The sequence below is a fragment of the Methyloprofundus sedimenti genome, assembly GCF_002072955.1.
In the GTDB taxonomy this organism is placed as follows: domain Bacteria; phylum Pseudomonadota; class Gammaproteobacteria; order Methylococcales; family Methylomonadaceae; genus Methyloprofundus; species Methyloprofundus sedimenti.
The window spans coordinates 2,644,903-2,666,119 of the sequence record NZ_LPUF01000001.1 but is presented as its reverse complement, the minus strand read 5'-3'; the positions used below and the strand labels follow the sequence as shown (position 1 = coordinate 2,666,119).

The window sequence follows — 21,217 nt, the reverse complement described above, 5'->3', positions numbered from 1 at the left end:
TTTTATTATCTATTAATATGGCTAATTTTATTCACTTTAACAAAACTGTTATCTTCTGTTCAAGTATTCTTTTCTTTAGATGTGTATCACAAAAAATGATATTATCAGAGAAAACAAATTTTGACCGCTCATAAATTCAGGAATCCATATTGAACCCTCAGCATTTACTTACTTTCGCCGTTGTTGCTCGATTAAAAAGTATTACCTTAACAGCCCAGCATTTGAATATAGGGCAGCCAGCAGTCTCAGGTCAATTAAAATTACTGCAGACTTTTGTTGGTGAGCCGTTATATGAGCGTAAAGGACATCAGATTGAATTAACCGCAGCAGGTCAGGGATTATTAAGGTATGCAGATAAGATGGATAGCTGTTTTAATCAGGCTCTGGAGTATGTGCGTAATTTGCAAAAAATAAGTACCGGTGTTTTGCGTATCGGTGCAACCATGACTATTGCCAGTTATTATTTGCCTAAATTTGTTGTCGAATTACAGACTAATTATGAAGGCGTGCAAGTTTTTATGAAAACGCTGGATACTGCAGGAACCCTGGAAAATTTATATAGCCTGGATTTAGGTTTTATTGAAGGTTCATTGCATGGTGTTGAGTTGCCTAGTAATTATCAAATTATCCCTTGGCAGAAGGATGAAGTCGTGCTGGTTTTACCTGAAAATCATGTGCTTATCACTCAATATACGGATTTTGTACCTTTGGAGGTTTTTACGCAACATCAGGTTATCTGGCGTGAGCGAAGTTCAGGGGGCAGGCATGTCATTGAGTCCGCCTTATCAGCTGCAGGAATTACCGCGCCCGTGAATATCGAAGTGACAGGGGTTTCGGCTGTTAAAGAATCAGTGAGAGCAGGGTTAGGTATAGGCTTTTCTTCATCATTAGCTTTGAAGAATGAAGTTAAAGGGCTAGTGTCACGTAGAATAGGCCCAGGCCAGGGATTGACCTGGCAATTAAATATTATTGCACCCAAACCTGCCTTACAATCCAGGGCTACCAAAGCTTTTCTGGCATTATGTATGAAAGAGAGCACCCTGTAATTCGTTAGCTAATTTTGGAGTAAACAAGTGCGCTATGCCTTATTGATAATTATATTTTTATGTTCAATTCCTGTCTGGGCTGCTTTTAATATCAAGCAGGTTGCGCAAGGTATTTACGTCCATCAAGGGCTGGTAGAGCTACCCGATATACATAACCATGATGAGATTGCCAATATAGGCTTTATAGTTGGTGGTAGTTGTGTGGCTGTCATTGATAGCGGCGGAACGCCAGCGCAAGGGAGGCAATTAAAACAGAGCATAAAAAAAATCACCAGGGTACCGGTTTGTTATGTGATAAATACCCATGTTCATCCCGATCATATATTTGGAAATAGTGCGTTCAAAAATATAGCCAATATAAAATTTATCGGTCATAAAAAGCTGGCCAGAGCAATGGCTGAAAGAGGGCCTTTTTACATTGCGCGTTCTAAAGAGCAAATTGGTATCGAGCTGACTGAAAAAGATATTATTGCTCCAACTATTACGGTTGCGAACACTTTGGAACTGGATCTAGGAGGACGATTATTAACGCTTACTGCACATCCTACTGCCCATACTGATAATGATTTGAGTGTATTAGATCAAAAAACCAATACTCTCTGGTTGTCGGATTTATTATTTGTCGGTCACTTGCCCGTGTTAGATGGAAGTTTGAAAGGCTGGCTGACTGAAATAGATAAACTTGAAAAGCGCCAGTTTGATGTTGTTATCCCTGGGCATGGCCCTATCGTGCGTGACTGGCCAGAAAGTATGCAACCAGAAAAGCGATATCTGCAATTTTTGGCAAGTGTTATTCGTAGCAAAATTAAGCAGGGGGTTTATCTGGAAGATGTTCTGCAAAAAGTGAGTTACCCGGATAAAAAACAATGGCAATTATTCAATGATTTTCATAAGAAAAATCTTAGTAGCGCCTATGCTGAACTAGAATGGGAAGATTAAAACAGCAAAAATTCAGCAAGAGTTTACGTTATCAAATAAATCTAAGGATTTTTATATCGGCTATTTGCATCCTGCTGCTGGGTGGTTCAATTTCTATCTGGCATGCACGTAACGCCATTAACAATGAAGTTGCCTCTTCCGTTAAACTGGCTGTCCAGCTTTTTGAATTTAGTTATAAAAACAAGGCTATGTCACCGTTAAGTATTGAAAATCACCCAGAGCAGAATGTAACAATTGCTCAGGGGTTAGATTGTGGTTCCGATCCATAATTCTGCACCAAGCCAAATAATTAGGTAAATACTTGGTGGCTACACCATGAAAGCGGTCTAGCCATGATTTAAAACGGTGGTGGTATGCATTGACATTTTGTATATGATAGGCCCCTTTAGTCACCCGCTGCCCTTGACTCATGTTAACGATTTCATGAGATACTTTTTCAGCTTTACAAAATGCACCATAAGTTGGATTGCCATCACTCACAAGGAGGGCATCCTGGTCTAGTATTGGCTTTAAATGCGTATCAAGAACAATTTTGCTTATTGGGCCATTACCTGTCACAAAATCTACGGTTTGTTTTGAGCGATCACGAGCAATTAAAATGCACATTTGCTCATCAGAAATCCCTCGCTTAGTCGCACAGCCCCCTCGTTTCCTTGGTTGACGATTGAGATGGCGTTCTCCTTTATGTGACTCAAGTAAGTAGGTTTCATCAGCTTCTGTAATGCCATGAAGAGCACTGGGACGATCCTGCTGAATCCAGCTTAAAAAACGGTGCCGCCATCGAAAGGTTGTATTTCGATGCACATTAATTTCTTTAGCTGCCTGCCGGACAGTCAATGATTCTGCGATAGCTCCTAAGTAATCAAGCCACTTTGACTTGAGGCGTAGATGAGCAAGAGGCGTTCCTGTCAAAGCATTAAATGTCTTTTTGCAGGCTTTACAGCGGTAGCGCTGAAGGCCATCTTTTATTCCATGCCTGTGGCTTTCGGTATGGGAGCAATGAGGGCATTTACCTTTGCTATCAAATATTGTTTCAATTAAATCAAAAACCTTAGGTTCGTCCTCTAGTTGATCCAGTGCTTTCGTTAGAACAGTGCGTTGATGGTGGTCAAGTTGATTTATTTCGGAAATGAACTCTAAAAACTCTGGGGCTTTCATAACTATCTCCTTAATTTACATGGGCTTTATTTACTTATACGCTCTTGTTATATGAAATTCCATACTTTACGGTGACATAGCCAAAAACAATACTGCGCAAAGCTGGAATAATCGGGACTGGATCAAGCAACTCACCGCACTTAACGCTATACGACATTTAAATATCCAGTTAAAAAAACCTTCTGGCAAGGTGATTAGTCTGGTCAGAGATAATGCTCTGGATCAACCTCAGGATATACCTCCTGGGTGGTTTATAAAATTAGTAAGTGGCTCTTATTCGCACACTGAATATCCCTTTACCAGCGCTGATGATCAGCAGAGTATATTAACTATTCAAGCGAATCCACTGGATGAAATTACCGAAGTCTGGCAAGAAACGATAGTGTTTTTTCTGTCTTTTGTGTTATTTACCATACTGGCATTTATTACTGTAAATCTGGCATTTAACCGCTCGCTAAAATCTATAGAGCAAATTGTTGATGGACTACAGGCCATTGAAAAAGGTAATTATAAATATCAATTACCTGAATTTAATACGCTGGAATACGACAGTATTGCCAATGCAATAAATCATATGACAGCTGAGCTAAGACTCGCCCAGCAGGAAAATAGCGCGTTAACAAAACACCTGTTGAATATTCAGGAAAAGGAGCGACAACATCTTGCGCAAGAGTTGCATGATGAATTAGGGCAATCACTGACCGCTATTAAAGTAATGGCGGTCACTGCAAGGCATCCAAAATCTGACACGCTGAAAATAACTCAATCGATATCAGAAATCTGTGATCATTTAATGCAGGTTGTACGCACGATGATGCATCAACTACATCCATTGATATTAACTGAGCTTGGCTTAAAAGCCGCGTTAGATAATATGCTTAAGCAATGGCAGAGCAGGAACCCGAATATCAGTGTATCAGTCGAATGCTCTGATAGGGTTGATGTTTTGCAACAGGACGTTACCATTCATTTGTTTCGAGTTATACAGGAATGTCTGACAAATATTGTACGCCATGCTAATGCACGGCATGTTGCTATCGAGCTCAGCATTGAAAATAATAGTGTCTATTTAAGCGTAAAGGATGACGGTCAGGGGTGTGATATGGAAAGTATAAAATCAGGCTTTGGTTTACGTGGGATGCAAGAGAGAGTTACAACGCTCGGAGGGGAACTAAAGATTAATTCATACGCACAGCAAGGAATGACAATAATGGCAATAATCCCGCTATGAAGAAAATTAAAGTAATTCTGGTTGATGATCATGCTGTCGTGCGAGCCGGGTTTAAAATGTTATTGGCAACCTATGATCAGATTGAGGTAGTTGCCGAAGCTGAGCGCGGCGAGGAAGCCATGCAATTATATAAAACCAGACAACCTGATATTATGGTAATGGATATTTCCATGCCGGGGATTGGAGGCCTTGAGGCTATTCGTCGGATTTGTGCACGGGATAGTGACGCCAGAATTCTGGTATTCAGTGTCCATAATGAGCAGGTATTTATTAATCAGGCTATCAAGGCCGGGGCAAAAGGGTTTATTAGTAAAAACAGTGCCGCTGATATATTAATTGATGCCATACAGCATATTTTCAATGGAGGGACCTATATCGAAGAGGCTTTAAGCCAAAGCATGACTGAGGAAAATAATACAGTGCCCGTTGATCATCAAATGATAATAGATACCTTATCCAGTAGAGAGTTCGATATTTTTATATTGTTAGCCAAAGGTAAAACTGCACATAAAATTTCTGCAGAACTGTGCTTGAGTTATAAAACCATTGCAAATTATAGTACACAGATAAAGAAAAAATTAAATGTGCAAACAGTTGCAGAACTTACCCATATTGCGTTATTGTCTGGCATGGTCAATCATTAAATTCTTATATAGAGTGTGTTTATGAAAATACAAAAAATTGTTTTATGTTTCATGGCTGTTTTTGCCATGCCAAACTTATCCTATGCAGCAACAGATGAAACTATCTGGAATCAGGTGTTACAGCCACAGTTCTTTGCAGGAAAAACCATTCAACAAGGTGATGCGGTAATTCAACTCACTGCACCCGTGCGAGCAGAAGACCCTGCGCTGGTGCCAATTAAAGTAACAGCAAGCTTTAACCAGAGCAAAGATAAATATATTAAACGAATTGTATTATTAATTGACAAGAATCCGGTACCCTTAATTGGTGAATTTGAATTTACGCCGGATAGCGGTAAAGCTGATATTGCCATGCGTGTACGGGTAAATACCTATAGCTATATTCGAGCAATTGCCGAAATGAACAACGGCGATTTGTTTATGGTCAAAAAATTTGTTAAAGCCAGTGGCGGTTGTTCTGCACCGATAGGCGCTGACTATGATGCAGCTATGCAGCGCCTGGGTAAAATGAAATTTAGACTGGATGACGATATACAAGATGGTAAACCGACGATGGCGCAGTTATTAATTAGCCACCCCAATGTTACCGGTATGCAAATGGATCAAGTGACACGATTTACCAGAAGGGCGCATTTTATTAAACAGATTAAAGTGAGCTTTAACGATAAGCCCATCCTGACTGCTAAAACTGATATTGCGATCAGTAGCGATCCTAATTTCCGGTTTTATTTTGTGCCTACACAAAAAGGCGAGTTAAAGGCGGAAATTACCGATACTTCCTGTGAAAGTCCAGTGAGCCGCAATGTTTGTCAGCCTGGTAAGACATATACCCAATCTTATACTGTTTCTCCTTGATTACAAAACAATGCAATGTGAATATTCGCTATGAACCGGGGGCATGAACAAATGCCTCCTGGTGCATGAGACTATAAAAGCATGATTGCAAGAGCTGAGCGTGTGCGATATTCTAGTTTTTCAATTGTTAAAAAATAACCAGAATTCGCAATTCGGGACCTGATCCTCTATTTTCCCTGAAGAGAACGTCAGAGGAGAATTAAAAGTCAAAGTTTCTAGTATAGAGTCAGCTATAAAATTGGCAACTTATATAGAAATTTAACAAAAATTGAGGGCAGGTAAATTGATATAAGGGTAAAAAATTCTACAATAACTGCTTTAAAATAAGATAATAAAGCAATTTAACGAAGGCAGAAAACGATGCGCTATTAAGCTTTGAGATACGATAAATGTCAAGTTCGACAAAGAACCATCATACGTTGGGTTACTGCTGTAAAACTGATTATTCCTCATGGAATAAAATTTTAATACCTCAAAATGTATAGAGCAAAAAAACTAATACCTACTGAGTAACAACTGGTTAATCATCATAAAGATGCGTGAGTACTAGACGGAGAAAATGAATGAAGTATGTGTATCTTGCCTTAAATTGGTTTTTTGGTGTCTTGTTCTTGTTGATAGGAATAGTTATTCTTTTTGGAGTTCCCTCGCACGGGCTGTCGTTTATTTTAATATCGCTATTACTGCTCCCACCATTTAGAAATTTTGTTTACTTAATAACCAAAAAAAAACTTTCGGTAAAGATAAGAAGTATTTCAATATTAGTATTGTTTATAGCGCTTGGGTATTTTAATTATCAATACCGAGAGCAAGAGAGAGTCACTCAAGAGTTGATAGCACAGAAAGCTCAAGAAAAAGCAGAAAAAGTTGCTGCAATTCGTCAACAAAACTTAGACTACTTTAATGAAAATTCAACCAAGATATTAAATCAACTTAAAATGGCATTAGGCAATAGTGACTACAAAGGAGTTGTATCACTATCTGAAAAATATTTGCCTTCTAAAAACAAAGAACTGATGGATTTGCAAGAAAAAGCAAAATCAGGGTTGATAGCTATAGCAAAAGCAGAAGAAGAGGCGAAGGTAAAGGAAAAGACAAAAGAAATACTTGCTAAACTAAAAAAAATTCCTGTATCACAGTACGAAACAAATTTGGCTTTGTACAAAGAACTTGTTGCCTATAACCCTAACGATGATAAATATAAAAATAAACTTAGCTTTTACTCAGTGAAAGTTAAAGAAGCAAAGGAAAAGTTACGAATCAAAGAAGAGAAAAGTAGAAATGAACGTGAAGCAAAACTTGCAAAGTTTGGTAAGGCTCCTGTACAAAGTCCCTGGGATGGTTCTTATCGAGAAGTTGAAAGGTACCTTGAAAGGTATGCAAATGACCCCGACAGTATAGAAATTGATAATTGCACGCCGGTATCTCAAAACAAGAACGGATGGCAAGTTGGCTGTAACTATCGTGGACGCAATGCATTTGGTGGAATGGTGAGACAGTTCAGCTGGTTCACCATTGTTCATGGTATGGTTATCGAGAAACATTAAGGTTCAGCATATAAACCATAACAAACCTAACAAGGCAGATAGACTCGGGCGATTTAAAGAAATTCATTGAATGCCCCCTTTGGGTCGGTTACTGACCATTCAGCCTAGCCCTATAATTCGCCTAAAACTACGAATCTGGATGGGCGCTTGTCAGCCAAAAGCGGGGATTGAAACAAGCAATTTCAATCGAGACCCTTTTGATTGAGATTAAGACAAAAATACTACATGTTTAAAATATAAGTCATCTGAAATAGTCATTCATTAAATCTTCTGCGTATTGATCCGCCTCATCATAATTATCATATTCTCTGACACGATAGCGTTTATTTTCTCTTAATCTATTTTTCTTTCTATTATCATCACTACTCCTATACGATCGTTTATAGGGCTTAATGACTCTATCAAAATCTCCCCAATAGTTTTCGTATATAAGTCCACTATCGTATATCACTATATCTTCTGCCTTGGGGTCCCCTGACGCAAAAAGAAGTGCTATTACTAATCCAAAATATGGCCAATTATTTTTCATAATTATATCCTATGATCATTTATCTGGAGTGTCGATACAATGTTGTTAAAATCAGGATTGAAATATGCAATAGAGGTTTCAAATAGCTTGTGCCCCATTCAAGCCACGGTTTTTCCTGGCTATTGGGCTTTCAATTTCACCCTGATACTACTTTTGGTAATGAACTGACAGTTTAACATCTCAATAACTAAACTCAATTATTCTCGAGCCGAACGTTCGCTTACGATCAACCAGACAAGACACTAGAGAAAATTTAAATTGATTGGCTCCCTCAATGCTAAATTCCATGAGCCCTAACGATACATTATTGAGTAATTTATAGTCAATACGTGCTCAATAAATAGCTGTTATTTGTCCTCAAGTATATAAACTCTACTCAAAAAATATCAATCAACCAACTTCGCAGTTAAAATTAATTGTTGACTAAATTAACAAAATCACTAAAATGCACCTTAACATACACAATAAATTTTAATAGTTAAGTAGATGTCAAATATAGAAGCCGTCCAAAAGTATCTTAATAAAATGAGTGGAATGGGCTTTAAATCCACGACCTTTCTAATTCATAAAGATGATGTAGATAAAGTTCGTTCGTTAGTTGATAAACTCAAAGAGCAAAGACTTAGTGAAGAATTTTTAAAACCTGAAAATACCATTGAAGAAATGAACCGTTTAAATTTGGATAACAAAACATTTTCATTACTTCATCACTTTGGAAGTAAAGCATCAGTGAAAGCGCACATGAGTTATTTGAAAAAAATAAGTGCATATCAGTCTAATAGTCAAAATTATATTGTTGCTCAACGAATCCATCAGCTGGACTCCTTAATTCTAGATGATATAGGTTTACACCAAGCCATTAAACAAACCACTGAAAAGTACCCTTTCTTTTAATCTACTTAAAAAGAATATAGTGTTTTTAACAATCGAGGTCTCTTATGGAAGTTTCACCACAAAACACACTTGATCTTCTAGAAAAGCTTGAAAGTCAGGGGTTCACTAATACACATTTTCAATCTATACATCACTGGGGAGGAGTCAAAGGAAAAGATTCAAGCCTGGTTTCTCATAAGAAATATTTAGCCAAACAGAATGCTAAATATCAGATTAATGGTAACAATTACGATGTTGCTATTAAGTTGAAGCATTGCTATGAAATAGCTTCTTCAACACAAGATAGACTTAATTTTTTTCGGATATGTAAAACTGTTAACTCTGATAGTGAACAAGAAGATATAAATACTGAGAAACCTAAACAAGTTCCTTTTACAACACTTGAAGATAAACTCGATAATATTTTACTGGCTAAATATATTGAATCTTTTTACGGTTATGGTAATTATGAGGGAGATATCTGGTTTATTGGCATGGAAGAAGGTGGTGGAAGTTCATTGCTAGAAATTCAAAACAGACTCAACACTTGGAATCATCACTTAAAACCGGAATTAGAAGATATTTACTTATTCCACACGGGAATCCAGGTAGATGAGTATTTTAGGCAACAGCCAAAGTTCCAGAATACCTGGAAACAATTAATCCGAATATTACTTACATACCAAGGAAAAAATGCGGATCTTGAAGCCTGTAAGCTTTATCAAAGAGATAAATTAGCTCGACATAACAGTGACCACTGCCTTATAGAGCTACTTCCTTTGCCATCACCATCGGCAGCATCTTGGCTATATGGAAAATATTCTAATATTGAAACTTTGAAGTCTCGAGAGTTATATACACTGAGTAATGTTGATCGACGGATTGCGCATCTAAAAGAGCGAATAAAAGTGCATCAACCAGAGATAGTTATATTTTATGGGATGAGTTATGTGGATTACTGGAAAAAAATAGCAGGCCAAGATTTACAGTTATCTAATACCCATTTAGGAAAGTTCTTTTATGCGAATAACACGGAAACTAAATATTTAATTATGAACCATCCCGCTGCACATGGGGTTACAAACCAATATTTTTCAGATATAGGTATTTTTTTACAAAATATGTAACTTTATTAGGTGCTTAAACTTCTTTTTACAAATTTTACAGGTATAAACCATTATGAATACATTCTTAATTTATGCTCCACATAATCAATGTGTTAAAACAGTTGAAGAATATGAAGGGGTACCTGTTGTATATTCTCATCCTTTATATTATCAAAACAAAACAAAATTAGCCGCAGACTTTGACTTAGTTGATGTTAACGATTATTTAATCATATGTGGTAAGTCTGATGATAAACCACAATCGTGGTTCAAGTATAAAGTTCAAGTTACATCGGTAAAAATGTTAAAGGATGCCTCTGGGGGAGAATACAATGGCTTTCAAGTTAAAGTTGTTTTTGGAAACATAATTGCTACATTTTTTCCGAAAATATCTGCATCAGTTGCAAAACACAAAATCTTAGAATCTGGTGTCAAGTTCCCGAACCTCCTAGATTTTAATAGAGATGGGTTTAAACAAGGTGCATTTGCTGAATTACTTGATAATGAACAAGCAAAGGTAATAAACGACTGGATAAAAAAAGACGAATAAGAGCTTAAAATATTTAATTGATTCAGGGCTGTATAAATCCATACCGATGTATTATCTCCAGCAGATAGGAAAAATAGCTTGCAAATTCCAGAGGGATGTTCAAGTCCCGAATTGAATTGCGAATTCAGGTTATTTTTTAACAATTGAAAACTAAAACATCGCACACGCTCATGTCTTGCAATCATGCTTTTTTAGTCTCATGCACCAGGAGGCATCCGTTCATGCCCCCGGTTCATAGCGTATATTCACATTGGGAGGAAAGGGGTCAAAGCCCTTTTTAATAGATATTTTTTATCTTTATAATCAGTAAGTTAATATTACTATATATGAGGTTTACATTAAATGGCTCAGCCCCCTTTATCCCAATATGAAAGTATGTTATCCATCACTGCCCACCGATATATTTATATAGCCTCTAAAAATACTCTGTAAGCAATCGGGTTTATCTTTGAAGCGCATCTAGTTTAGTCGCGCGGGACCAGATCCTGAACTGCGAATTGCTATAGTTGATAACATGCCGAGACTTCTCAGACTTGAATTTCCTAGCTCGGAGGGTCGGTAACCGGCGTCATCGTTATATTAAACGACATCGGCTCGGCGTGTCCCACGATCGGCAGGTACTGGGTGGGGGAGCAGGCAGCATCAATCGTGGTGTATGCCATAGTTACTCCCCTGACCCCGTGTTTTCGACCTTAGGAGGAATCTTTTTATGAGTCAAAGCACAAAAAAGCAAGATCTCTCCTTTGAGATGACATCTTGCTTTTATTCGGCATCATTACCCGAGCTAAGTAATACGCCCCAAAGTGCTGGTTTTATTTCATGCTCATTCCTAAGTTATTCCCGCTTTTTTATTGAAGTGAAACAAGCGCTGACGAAACGATATCAAAATAGCTATTTAACAGCGCAGTTAGAGATTGGTAATAGAAAGCTTCCATGGTTTCCATGGGTTGTTTAATTAATAAGCTGATAATTTCATCAGCTTTATCGCTTACTCCTTTAAGTGCTACTAAAGATATATCGAGTGTTTTATTTAGATAGAACATTATGCTTTGATTAAGAGCGGTAAATGCTTCAACGGTAATTTGTTCTGGATTATCTAGGAAAACTTGAAATGCTTGGCGCGATTGTAGTCCGTAATCAATCATAGTAACAATCAGCTGGTCATAATCTGCTTTGACTGCTGGCAATATATTGTCGTTGAAATCAGCATAGAGTTGATTGCCTTTTTCTGTTGCTTCTGCTTGCCAGCGAGTGGCCGTGTCTATTGGGTGCTCATAAAATTCTAAGCCAGTTTCAGCAACTTTGGCATGAAGTTCTAAGACAGATTCTTTAGCTTGGGCAAGTAGCTCATTCGCTTGCTTGCTAAGTTGTGCATACAGTTGTTTAGTTGGGGCAATGATTTTTGCTTGGTAATTTAAATCTTCGATGCTCATGAGCACTCCTTATGTATAAATATTAGAAACTGCCGGCATTAGTCGCGGGGGGAGGATGGTGCTGGCTGAAAGCTATTACTTAAAGGAGAAAAGGGGTCAAAGCCCTTTTTAATAGATATTTTTTAATTTTTATAATCAGTAAGTTAATATATACTATATGTGAGGTTTACATTAAATGGCTCTGACCCCTTTATCCCTGTTTATCCCTTGCTGACCCCTTTATCCTGAGGGTCGGTAACCGGCGTCATCGTTATATTAAACGATATCGGCTCGGCGTGTCCCATGATCGGCAGGTACTCAGTGGGGAAGCAGGCAGCATCAATCGTAGTGTATGCCATCGCTCCCACCGGGAGGACTCCGAGACAATGCTGTTGACTTAAGGATTTATTGTTTATAGGTTATTGATATATAGCACAATAACTCATGTTTTCAATAACCATATATTGGTAATTTCTAAAAAGTAAACCCCCGGTTCAGCTGGGGGTTTACTTTTTAGAAATTATAGATGACCCGCAAGAGGTAATTCCAGTGCCTTTGGAATTATGCCATCGATGCACTGAAGTGATTTTTATTGCGATGGAACAGGAAGCGTCAGAACCCGTACCAACGACCTCTAAACCGACACTGGCTTCATTAGCCGGATGTTGGGAAGGTGATCTTTTAGAGCGTGCGCCGCAAATTTAGTGATACTGGGATTGACAAGTTTATTTAAGCAGCCTATGCTTTGGCATATGCTATTATTTTAGGGGGTAGACAAAATGCACAGTGAACGACACGTTAGTTTATTTAGAAATGGGCGTAATCAGGCCATACGGATTCCCAAAGAATTTGAATTAGAGGGCACAGAAGCCATTATTCATAAAGAGGGGGATAAGTTAATTATTGAGCCCGTCAGGAAAAAAAGCTTAACTGCCATGTTAGCGACTTTATCCCCTGTTGATGAAGATTTTCCTGAGTTTATTGATTTACCCATAGAACCTGAAGATATTTTCTGATGGCTGAGTATCGTTATTTGCTGGATACCAATATTCTTTCTGAGTTAATTAAGAACCCGGCGGGTAGGGTTGCAGAAAAAATCAACGTATTGGGTGTGGAAAATGAGTGTTGTACCAGTATTATCGTGGCGTGTGAGTTACGCTATGGTGCAGCTAAAAAACAATCCGCTAAATTATCATTCAATGTTGAGCAGGTTTTAAACAGTTTACCCATCTTGGCATTAGAAGCGTCGGTTGATGAGGTTTATGCCGCTATTCGGGTTGATCTTGAAAAACGGGGTTTAATCATTGGCCAGCATGATTTATTGATTGCGGCTCATGCTCAATCTTTAGGTCTAACCGTTATCACGGTAAATGAGCGTGAATTTAGGCGGGTTAAAAATTTAACAGTGGAAAACTGGCTCCATGTCTGAATACACGGAAGTAGCACGGTAGGTCCGATTAGCGTAGCGTAATCGGACGTATGTTATCCATCGCTGCCCACCGAAATATTTATATAGTCTCTAAAAATACTCTGTAAGAAATCGGGGTTATCTTCGAAGCGCGTCTAGTTGAGTCGCGCGGGACCAGATCCTGAACTGACAATTGCTACAGTTGATAACATGCCTAGACTTTTCAGACTTGAATTCCTGGTGCTCTCTATCAGGTTACCTCGAGAGATGATGTACATGAAGATATATAAAGGTGAAGAAGATCGTATGATTTTTCTGTTATATCCTTCTATGTGCTCTCCAAATATGGTTTGTCATAAAAACTTCAAATAAGCTTCATCATTTTGTCACACAAGATAACTATCCTTTGCGTTTAATAATAAAAAGATTTAAGAGATTGCATTAAATAACGTGTAAGTTTTTATAAGGGGTAAGAAAAAATGAAACTGATCTATTCTGTGCACAAATGTGATGTGTTTATATTCACCCGACTAATCAACGCAGGTTTCTATAAAAATCTGGTTATTGCCGCACGTTATATTTCCCGAACGGGGGACGGTTATTTATATTTGCTATTAATGACGGTGTTGTATGTTAAGGAAGGCTGGAATAGCCCTTTTTTACAAGTATTGCTGCTTGCATTTTTTATTGAAAGGCCATTATATTATGTGCTTAAAAATAGCTTTAAACGTAACCGCCCACAAGCCGCTATAAAAGACTTTCATAGTCTGGTTATACCTTCTGATCAATTTAGCTTTCCTTCAGGGCATACCTCAGCGGCTTTTATGGTAGCCAGCATATCTGGTTTTTTTATCCCTGTTTTATTATTTCCTTTATTATTCTGGGCCGCGCTAGTCGGGTTTTCTCGTGTTGTGCTTGGCGTGCATTTTCCAACGGATACTCTGGTTGGAATGATTCTTGGTGTTAGTGTCGCTATTTACAGCTTAAATCAATTAATTTTATGAAAATATTTTATGGAGTTCAGGGTACAGGAAATGGACATATTACTCGCGCACGAGTGATGGCTAAGGAATTAGCTGCGGCCGGTTTTGATGTCACCTATCAGTTTACTGGTCGCCCTAGTGACCAATTTTTTGATATGCAGGTTTTTAATGGTTATCAGCATAAAGAGGGGCTGACATTCAATACTGGTAAAGGGCAGGTGAATTACATTAAGTCTGTCTTTGAAGCGAAGCCTATTACTTTTATTAAAGATGTTAAAGGTCTGGATTTATCCTCCTATGACCTGGTTATTAGCGATTTTGAACCAGTCACTGCCTGGGCGGCCAGGATGCAAAAAGTAAAGGTGTTGGGTATTGGTCATCAATATGCTTTTGAGCATGATATTCCACGCACCGGTTCTGATCCAATTGCAGAGCTGGTCATGAAGAATTTTGCACCTGCCAATACTGGAGTAGGTTTACACTGGCATCATTTTGGTCAGCCTATTTTGCCGCCCATAATTGAAACGCCTGATTTTCCAGGGGAAATTAAAAAAAATACAATAGTTGTCTATTTGCCCTTTGAAAATCAGCAGGAAGTCATCAAGCATTTATGTCCCTTTGAAAATTTTCACTTTCATCTTTATTCTCCAGTTCCTGTGGTTAGCAAATATGCGCATATCACTAGTCACCCCTTATCTAGAGAGGGGTTTAAAAAAGATGTATATGATTGTGCGGGGATTATAAGTAATGCCGGCTTTGAACTTGCCAGTGAAGCCTTGCAATTAGGCAAGAAAATTCTAGCTAAACCGTTACATTCACAGATGGAGCAAATATCTAATGCTGCCGCTTTAAAGCAACTAGGCTATGGGCATACTATGAATGATATGCAACCTGATATTATTGAAGAGTGGTTGCATCATAATCATGCGGTGCATATTACTTATCCTAATATTGCTCGCGTTATTGTTGACTGGATGAAAGAGGGTATGCCTAAAATGGATAAAGAATTTACCGAGCAAGTCTGGGAAGGTGTGGATGTACTGCAGATTGAGATTTAATTCACACTGATATAGACGAGATCATTTTCTTGCTTTTTATTTCTGCATTTGCAGAATTATGTAGTTCAAGACGCTGACAGATTATTTGCCCTTAATTGATATGTTGCAAGCAATGGCAAATAATAACGTGGGAAAATACGTACCTGCCTTGGACTACTGTATTTTGGAACATGCACAAAATAATATGAGCAACATGTAGGATGGGCAAAGGTCTTTTTTGTGCCCATCTTTATATAGTACAGCTATCAGTCTATCTGAGGTAGCTTGATGGGCACACTATTGCTTTTCCCATCACTGATTTTTATTCATGCACGTTCCTTGGTAAGTAGTTCTATATAGCCAGCTGATAGGCTATCGCTATGAAAATCATATCGGTGGAATAGCTTAAAGTATCTTGTTGTTTATACACTATGCGTTTCAAAACACTGATTAATCTCTCTTAAATTTCTCCGCGGCATTAAAAGAGGAATACCTTAAGTTATACCAATATGACTCGGCATTAGCAGGCTAGTATGCCGATGAAATTTCTATTTGCACAGCTGTGTAGGTTAATTACACGGATAACATCATTTTTTAATTTACAAAATATTCAAAAGGCAATATAGTTCGCTGTTTTGTAAATGAACTCGTCTGTTAAAAAGATGATTGCGCAGGATATTTTTCTATGAAAGGCAGTAAATCATCTTCTAAAGTTAAAGATCAAACCCCATCTTCATGGAGTGCTGAAAAAAGTGCTCAGCTATATGGTATTCAGGAATGGGGTGTCAATTATTTTAATATTTCCGAACAAGGTGAAGTCATTACTACTGTTGAGAGTAATGGTAAAAAAGTTTCGGTTCCATTAATTAAAATAGTTGAAGGGATGAAAGAGCGCGGGTTGGATATGCCAACTGTGTTGCGCATTGAAAATCTATTAGACCAACGTATTAAAGCGTTAAATGATGCCTTTGCATCAGCCATCAAAAATGCCGATTATAAAAATCACTATCGTGGCGTTTTTCCTATTAAAGTTAATCAACAGTGTCATGTTATTAAAGAGATTGCACGGTATGGCAGTCATTATCATCATGGTCTGGAAGCTGGCAGCAAAGCAGAACTTATCATTGCGCTTTCACAACTGCAAAACCATGAAAGTTTAATTATTTGTAATGGTTATAAGGATGCAGCTTTTGTTGATTTAGGTTTGTATGCCAGGCAAATGGGTATACCCTGTTTCTTTGTGCTGGAAACTCCGGCTGAATTGCCTATTATATTGGCAAGAAGTAAGGCTTTGGAGATAGAACCTTTAATCGGAGTGCGTTTAAAATTAGCCTCTATGGTTGAAGGTCACTGGAATGAAGACAGTGGTGACCGTTCTATTTTTGGCCTGTCAACGAATGCCTTGCTAACTGTGATCGAGCAACTAAAACAGGCTAATATGTTGCATTGTCTGCAAATGCTGCATAGTCATTTAGGTTCACAGATCCCTAATATACGTAATATTCGTAGCGGTGTTTTAGAGGCGTGTCAGTTTTATCGCGGTTTGATTGCAGAAGGTGCGCCTATGGGGTATCTCGATCTCGGCGGGGGACTGGCTGTCGATTATGAAGGTAGCCAATCCAATAGTACTCATAGCATGAATTATCAGCTCGATGAGTACTGTATCAATATCGTTGAAACCATACAGGAGTGTTTTGATCCATTAGGTATCTCTCATCCCGTCATCGTGACCGAGTCTGGACGTGCCTTGGTTGCTTATTCTTCAATGCTATTGTTTAACATTCTTGACGTGCGTGATCATAAACCAGGTTTGTTGCCAGAATCCTTGCCTGAAGGAAGTCATGATTTATTGCAGAATTTATTTAGCGTATTAAAGACGGTTAAACTCAATAATATACAAGAATGTTACAACGACTCTATATACTATCGAGATGAAGTGCGTGAGTTATTTCATCGTGGTCAGGCGACTCTTAGAGAGCGGGCACTTGCGGAAAATATTAATCTGGCGATACTGGATCGCATTGCTGAATTATTACCTGAAGCTAAACGAATTTCGCATGAGCTGGAAGATTTGCCTGAATTACTGTCGGATATTTATTACGGAAATTTCAGTTTATTTCAGTCACTCCCTGATATATGGGCGCTTGATCAAATTTTCCCGGTCATGCCTATTCATCGATTGAATGAAGAGCCTACACGCGATGCTGTAATAGCCGATATGACATGTGATTGTGATGGAAAAATCGATCATTTCTCCAGTCCGGAGGGTACTGTCAATACATTAAAATTGCATCCATTACGAGAACATGAGGAATATTATTTAGGTGTATTTCTGGTCGGGGCATATCAGGAAACCTTAGGTGATTTACATAATCTATTTGGCGATACCAATGTAGTGAGTGTGCATATCAATGAGGATGGCAGCTTTGAGTTCGTGCGTGAATTTCATGGAGACAGCATTGCAGATGTTCTCAGTTATGTGGAATACGAGCCTAAAGAAATGCAAGAGCAATTTCGACGAATTGCAGAACGAGCCGTTAGAGAAGGCAAGATAACCGTTGCGATGCGCCAAAAAATGCTCCTGGCTTTTCGCGAAAATCTGCAGGGCTCTACTTATTTCGAACGTTAAATTAAGGAAACACTATGTCAAAAATAATGATTATTGGCGCTGGTGGCGTTGGTGGCGTTGTTACCCATAAATGCGCGCAGTTACCGGAAGTATTCAGTGAGATTATCCTCGCTAGTCGAACAGAAGCAAAATGTAAAGCCATTGCTGAACAGTTAGGCGGTAAAATTCGTACTGCGCAGGTTGATGCGGACAACGTACCGGAGTTAGTTGCTTTGCTTAAAAAAGAGCAACCTGAATTAGTCATTAATGTGGCTTTGCCGTATCAGGATTTAACTATTATGGATGCCTGCCTGGAAGCAGGTGTTGATTATATGGATACGGCTAATTATGAACCATTAGAAACCGCCAAGTTTGAATATTCATGGCAATGGGCATATCAGGATAAATTTGAAAAAGCCGGTTTAACTGCATTATTAGGCAGTGGCTTTGATCCAGGTGCCACTAATGTCTTTACCGCCTATTTGGCCAAACATTATTTTGATGAAATCCATGAGCTGGATATTATCGATGTCAATGGCGGTGATCATGGTTATCCTTTTGCTACTAACTTCAACCCCGAAATTAATATTCGCGAAGTTACCGCAGAATGCAGGCATTGGGAGGAGGGTGAATTTATCACCACGCCTGCGATGTCTAAAAAAGCATCATTTACCTGCCCTGACGGCGTTGGTACCTACAATATCTATCGTATGTACCATGAAGAACTGGAGTCCTTAAGCAAGCATTTCCCAACGCTTAAACGGGCACAGTTCTGGATGAGCTTTTCCGATAATTATCTAAAGCATTTAGAAGTGTTGGGCAATGTCGGCATGACAGGTATCGAACCAATTGAATATAACGGCCAGCAAATTGTGCCGATTCAGTTACTCGCCAGGTTATTGCCTGATCCAGCTTCATTAGGTCCAAGAACCAAAGGAAAAACCTGTATTGGCTGTGTGGTTCGCGGCATCAAAGATGGCAAAGAAAAAATTGTTTATCTTTATAATATTAAAGATCACCAGGATTGTTATAAAGAAGTACAGTCGCAGGCAATCTCTTATACCACCGGTGTGCCTGCTATGATTGGTGCAAAAATGATACTGGAAGGCAAATGGAAAAAACCAGGTGTCTGGAATATTGAACAGTTTGATCCTGATCCATTCCTTGATGATATGAACAAATACGGCTTACCGTGGCAAGTCATCGAACTGGACGACTTTAATCTAGACCCATAAATAAATGCAATTTACTGATTTTTCCAAACTGGATCTTAGCAGATTACCTTCGCCCTGCTTTGTGGTAGACGAAGTGGCAGTCGAGCGTAATCTTAAAATACTGAAGCACGTTGCCGACCAAAGTGGCGCCAAGGTTCTAGCCGCGCTTAAGGCGTTTTCCATGTGGAGTCTGGCGCCACTGACAGCACAATATTTAAGCGGTACTTGTGCGAGTGGTTTGTATGAAGCAAAATTGGGACACGAGTATTACGGCTGTGAAGTTCATGTTTTTTCTGCTGCTTATAGTGAAGCAGACTTGCGTGAGTTACTGGAGTTTGCTCACCATATTGTGTTTAATTCTTGTCATCAATGGCAACGATTTAAGCCCCTGTGTAAAGCCGCTAAAGCTAAACGCCCTGAACTGAATTTTGGTTTACGCATCAATCCAGAGCATTCAGAAGGTGCAGTCCCCATTTATGATCCTTGTGCGCCCGGATCTAGACTGGGAATTACGCTTGCACAACTGGATGAGTCTTTATTGGAAGGCATTAGTGGCTTGCATTTTCACACCTTATGCGAACAAGGTTTTGAGCCCTTGCAGCGTACTTTAAAAGCGGTGGAAGAAAAATTTGGTCATTTATTGGCTCAAATGCAATGGGTTAACTTTGGTGGAGGACATCATATTACTGCGCCTGGCTATCAGGTTGATAGCTTAATCGCACTGATACAGGATTTTTCTGCGCGGCATCATGTACAGGTCTATCTGGAACCCGGTGAAGCGATTGCAATTGGTACGGGTATTCTCAGTTGCGAGGTTCTGGATATTACCTGGAATCAGCTTGATCAGGCTATTCTTGATACCTCCGCTACTTGTCATATGCCAGATACACTGGAAATGCCTTATCGTCCTGATATCAGTGGTGCCGACGAAATTAATAAACTACCTTACAGCTATCGGCTTGGTGGATTAACCTGTCTGGCGGGGGATGTTATTGGCGATTATAGTTTTAATCACCCTTTAGGGATTGGACAACGACTCATTTTTGAAGATATGGCACATTACACCATGGTCAAAACGACGACCTTTAATGGCACCCGATTACCGGCGATTGCCCTGTGGAATTCTGCAACAGATGCTTTGCGTATTGTTAAACAATTCAGTTATGAAAATTTTAAAAACAGGCTGTCTTAATGAATAAAACACTCAAGTACCCTATTTTTCTAGGCTCCGAAATTGAACAGCCAGCGCCTGAGCAAGCCTTGTTTCATGTATTGCCCGTACCTTATGAAAAAACGGTCTCTTATGGCGGTGGAACATCATTAGGCCCAGCTGCCATACTGGATGCATCCTGGCAACTGGAGCAATGGGATGGCCGCAGTAAACCCTGCGCTGAGGGTATCTATACCTGTGAGACCATAGATTGTAGTGTGCCACCTGAGCAGGTTCTCGAGGATATCGCTACAGCAACACAACAAATTATTAAGCACAAAGCCTTACCAGTCGTTTTTGGCGGTGAACACACGGTCACTTATGGTGTCTTGAAAGGCCTAAAAGCAGCGGGTATAGAAGATTTCGGTATTGTTCAGGTGGATGCGCATGCCGATTTACGAGAAGCCTATGAAGGCGACCCATTCAGCCATGCTTCGGTAATGAAACGCGCAGTAGATATGGGGATTCCCCTCTATCAACTGGGCATACGTGCTTTTTGTGAAGAAGAAATCGCGATACGCAAAGAATTTAAAGTACTGTATCAAGATGCCGACGAATTAGTACCCAATAATATTCAGACGTTACGATTGCCCGATGACTTCCCGGAAAAAGTATTTTTTACCCTCGATATTGATGGTATGGATCCTGCCGTTTTTCCTTCTACGGGAACTCCTGTTCCAGGTGGTTTAGGCTGGTATCAAACCCTGAGTCTTTTTGAATCAGTGGCAAAGCAGCGCGAAATTATCGGCTTTGATATTATGGAATTTGCGCCCATTAAAGGTTTTCATGCCTACGACTTCGCTGCGGCCTTATTAACTTATAAAATGATGGGCATAGTTCAACGTACTCGATTGAAATAGCATCTCC

21 protein-coding genes are annotated in these 21,217 nt (G+C 39.1%); 18 read left to right on the top strand and 3 right to left on the bottom strand.

Annotation, left to right across the window (positions count from 1 at the left end; genetic code table 11):
• Positions 1-149: 149 nt before the first annotated feature.
• Together AU255_RS11840 and AU255_RS11835 are read left to right on the top strand one after the other, a co-directional pair.
• Entirely contained in the window at positions 150-1,046 is an 897-nt protein-coding gene (locus AU255_RS11840; protein ID WP_080523049.1) for a LysR family transcriptional regulator, read from the top strand.
• 27 nt (positions 1,047-1,073) lie between these two features.
• A complete protein-coding gene (locus AU255_RS11835) occupies positions 1,074-1,985 on the top strand; it encodes a quinoprotein relay system zinc metallohydrolase 2 (RefSeq protein WP_080523048.1) in 912 nt (303 codons plus the stop codon).
• Positions 1,986-2,171: 186 nt separating this feature from the next.
• Here AU255_RS11835 and AU255_RS11830 read toward each other — a convergent pair whose 3' ends face one another.
• The gene (locus AU255_RS11830; protein ID WP_080522391.1) at positions 2,172-3,143 is read right to left on the bottom strand and encodes an IS1595 family transposase; all 972 of its coding nucleotides are present in this window, start codon (positions 3,141-3,143) and stop codon (positions 2,172-2,174) included.
• 190 nt (positions 3,144-3,333) lie between these two features.
• Between AU255_RS11830 and AU255_RS11825 the strand changes: the two genes are divergently transcribed.
• From AU255_RS11825 to AU255_RS11810, 4 genes are all read left to right on the top strand, one after another.
• Positions 3,334-4,374, top strand: a complete 1,041-nt coding sequence (locus AU255_RS11825; protein ID WP_080523047.1) for a sensor histidine kinase — start codon at positions 3,334-3,336, stop codon at positions 4,372-4,374.
• Positions 4,371-5,018 carry a response regulator transcription factor gene (locus AU255_RS11820; protein ID WP_080523046.1) on the top strand — a complete coding sequence of 216 codons (648 nt, stop codon included), beginning with the start codon at positions 4,371-4,373 and terminating at the stop codon, positions 5,016-5,018. The genes AU255_RS11825 and AU255_RS11820 overlap by 4 nt, the downstream gene beginning before the upstream one ends.
• A gap of 21 nt (positions 5,019-5,039) precedes the next feature.
• Positions 5,040-5,873 carry a quinoprotein dehydrogenase-associated SoxYZ-like carrier gene (locus AU255_RS11815; RefSeq protein WP_080523045.1) on the top strand — a complete coding sequence of 278 codons (834 nt, stop codon included), beginning with the start codon at positions 5,040-5,042 and terminating at the stop codon, positions 5,871-5,873.
• Positions 5,874-6,436: 563 nt separating this feature from the next.
• Positions 6,437-7,420, top strand: coding sequence for a hypothetical protein (locus AU255_RS11810; protein WP_080523044.1), 984 nt, complete (start codon positions 6,437-6,439; stop codon positions 7,418-7,420).
• A 241-nt stretch (positions 7,421-7,661) separates the two neighbouring features.
• Here the strand turns inward: AU255_RS11810 and AU255_RS11805 are convergent, their stop codons facing one another.
• On the bottom strand, positions 7,662-7,949 hold the full coding sequence (locus AU255_RS11805; protein WP_080523043.1) for a hypothetical protein: 288 nt from the start codon (positions 7,947-7,949) through the stop codon (positions 7,662-7,664).
• Positions 7,950-8,435: 486 nt separating this feature from the next.
• On the opposite strand from AU255_RS11805, the gene AU255_RS11800 reads away from it, so the two are divergent.
• Genes AU255_RS11800 through AU255_RS11790 form a run of 3 tightly spaced genes read left to right on the top strand, consistent with a single transcriptional unit; the run spans position 8,436 to position 10,478 of the window.
• Positions 8,436-8,843 (top strand): hypothetical protein, encoded by a 408-nt coding sequence (locus AU255_RS11800; protein ID WP_080523042.1) that lies wholly within the window; start codon positions 8,436-8,438, stop codon positions 8,841-8,843.
• 44 nt (positions 8,844-8,887) lie between these two features.
• Positions 8,888-9,949 carry a hypothetical protein gene (locus AU255_RS11795; protein WP_080523041.1) on the top strand — a complete coding sequence of 354 codons (1,062 nt, stop codon included), beginning with the start codon at positions 8,888-8,890 and terminating at the stop codon, positions 9,947-9,949.
• 52 nt (positions 9,950-10,001) lie between these two features.
• Positions 10,002-10,478 (top strand): hypothetical protein, encoded by a 477-nt coding sequence (locus AU255_RS11790; protein ID WP_080523040.1) that lies wholly within the window; start codon positions 10,002-10,004, stop codon positions 10,476-10,478.
• An 848-nt stretch (positions 10,479-11,326) separates the two neighbouring features.
• Here the strand turns inward: AU255_RS11790 and AU255_RS11785 are convergent.
• Positions 11,327-11,911: a hypothetical protein gene (locus AU255_RS11785; protein WP_080523039.1), complete on the bottom strand. Its 585-nt coding sequence runs from the start codon at positions 11,909-11,911 to the stop codon at positions 11,327-11,329.
• 528 nt (positions 11,912-12,439) lie between these two features.
• Here AU255_RS11785 and AU255_RS20110 point away from each other — a divergent pair.
• The 9 genes from AU255_RS20110 to speB all read left to right on the top strand — a co-directional run bounded on the left by AU255_RS20110 (position 12,440) and on the right by speB (position 21,210).
• The gene (locus AU255_RS20110) at positions 12,440-12,595 is read left to right on the top strand and encodes a hypothetical protein (protein WP_158083110.1); all 156 of its coding nucleotides are present in this window, start codon (positions 12,440-12,442) and stop codon (positions 12,593-12,595) included.
• A gap of 74 nt (positions 12,596-12,669) precedes the next feature.
• Positions 12,670-12,906 (top strand): antitoxin, encoded by a 237-nt coding sequence (locus tag AU255_RS11780; RefSeq protein WP_080523038.1) that lies wholly within the window; start codon positions 12,670-12,672, stop codon positions 12,904-12,906.
• Positions 12,906-13,319, top strand: coding sequence for a type II toxin-antitoxin system VapC family toxin (locus tag AU255_RS11775; protein WP_080523037.1), 414 nt, complete (start codon positions 12,906-12,908; stop codon positions 13,317-13,319). Before AU255_RS11780 ends, AU255_RS11775 begins: the two co-directional genes overlap by 1 nt.
• Positions 13,320-13,777: 458 nt before the next feature.
• Positions 13,778-14,302, top strand: a complete 525-nt coding sequence (locus AU255_RS11770; RefSeq protein ID WP_080523036.1) for a phosphatase PAP2 family protein — start codon at positions 13,778-13,780, stop codon at positions 14,300-14,302.
• On the top strand, positions 14,299-15,339 hold the full coding sequence (locus AU255_RS11765; RefSeq protein WP_080523035.1) for an MJ1255/VC2487 family glycosyltransferase: 1,041 nt from the start codon (positions 14,299-14,301) through the stop codon (positions 15,337-15,339). The genes AU255_RS11770 and AU255_RS11765 overlap by 4 nt, the downstream gene beginning before the upstream one ends.
• 664 nt (positions 15,340-16,003) lie before the next feature.
• Positions 16,004-17,947: a biosynthetic arginine decarboxylase gene (gene speA, locus AU255_RS11760; RefSeq protein ID WP_080523034.1), complete on the top strand. Its 1,944-nt coding sequence runs from the start codon at positions 16,004-16,006 to the stop codon at positions 17,945-17,947.
• 14 nt (positions 17,948-17,961) lie between these two features.
• Positions 17,962-19,161: a saccharopine dehydrogenase family protein gene (locus AU255_RS11755; protein WP_080523033.1), complete on the top strand. Its 1,200-nt coding sequence runs from the start codon at positions 17,962-17,964 to the stop codon at positions 19,159-19,161.
• A 4-nt stretch (positions 19,162-19,165) separates the two neighbouring features.
• Entirely contained in the window at positions 19,166-20,332 is a 1,167-nt protein-coding gene (gene nspC / locus AU255_RS11750; RefSeq protein WP_080523032.1) for a carboxynorspermidine decarboxylase, read from the top strand.
• On the top strand, positions 20,332-21,210 hold the full coding sequence (gene speB / locus AU255_RS11745) for an agmatinase (RefSeq protein WP_080523031.1): 879 nt from the start codon (positions 20,332-20,334) through the stop codon (positions 21,208-21,210). The genes nspC and speB overlap by 1 nt, the downstream gene beginning before the upstream one ends.
• The last annotated feature ends 7 nt before the right edge of the window (positions 21,211-21,217 follow it).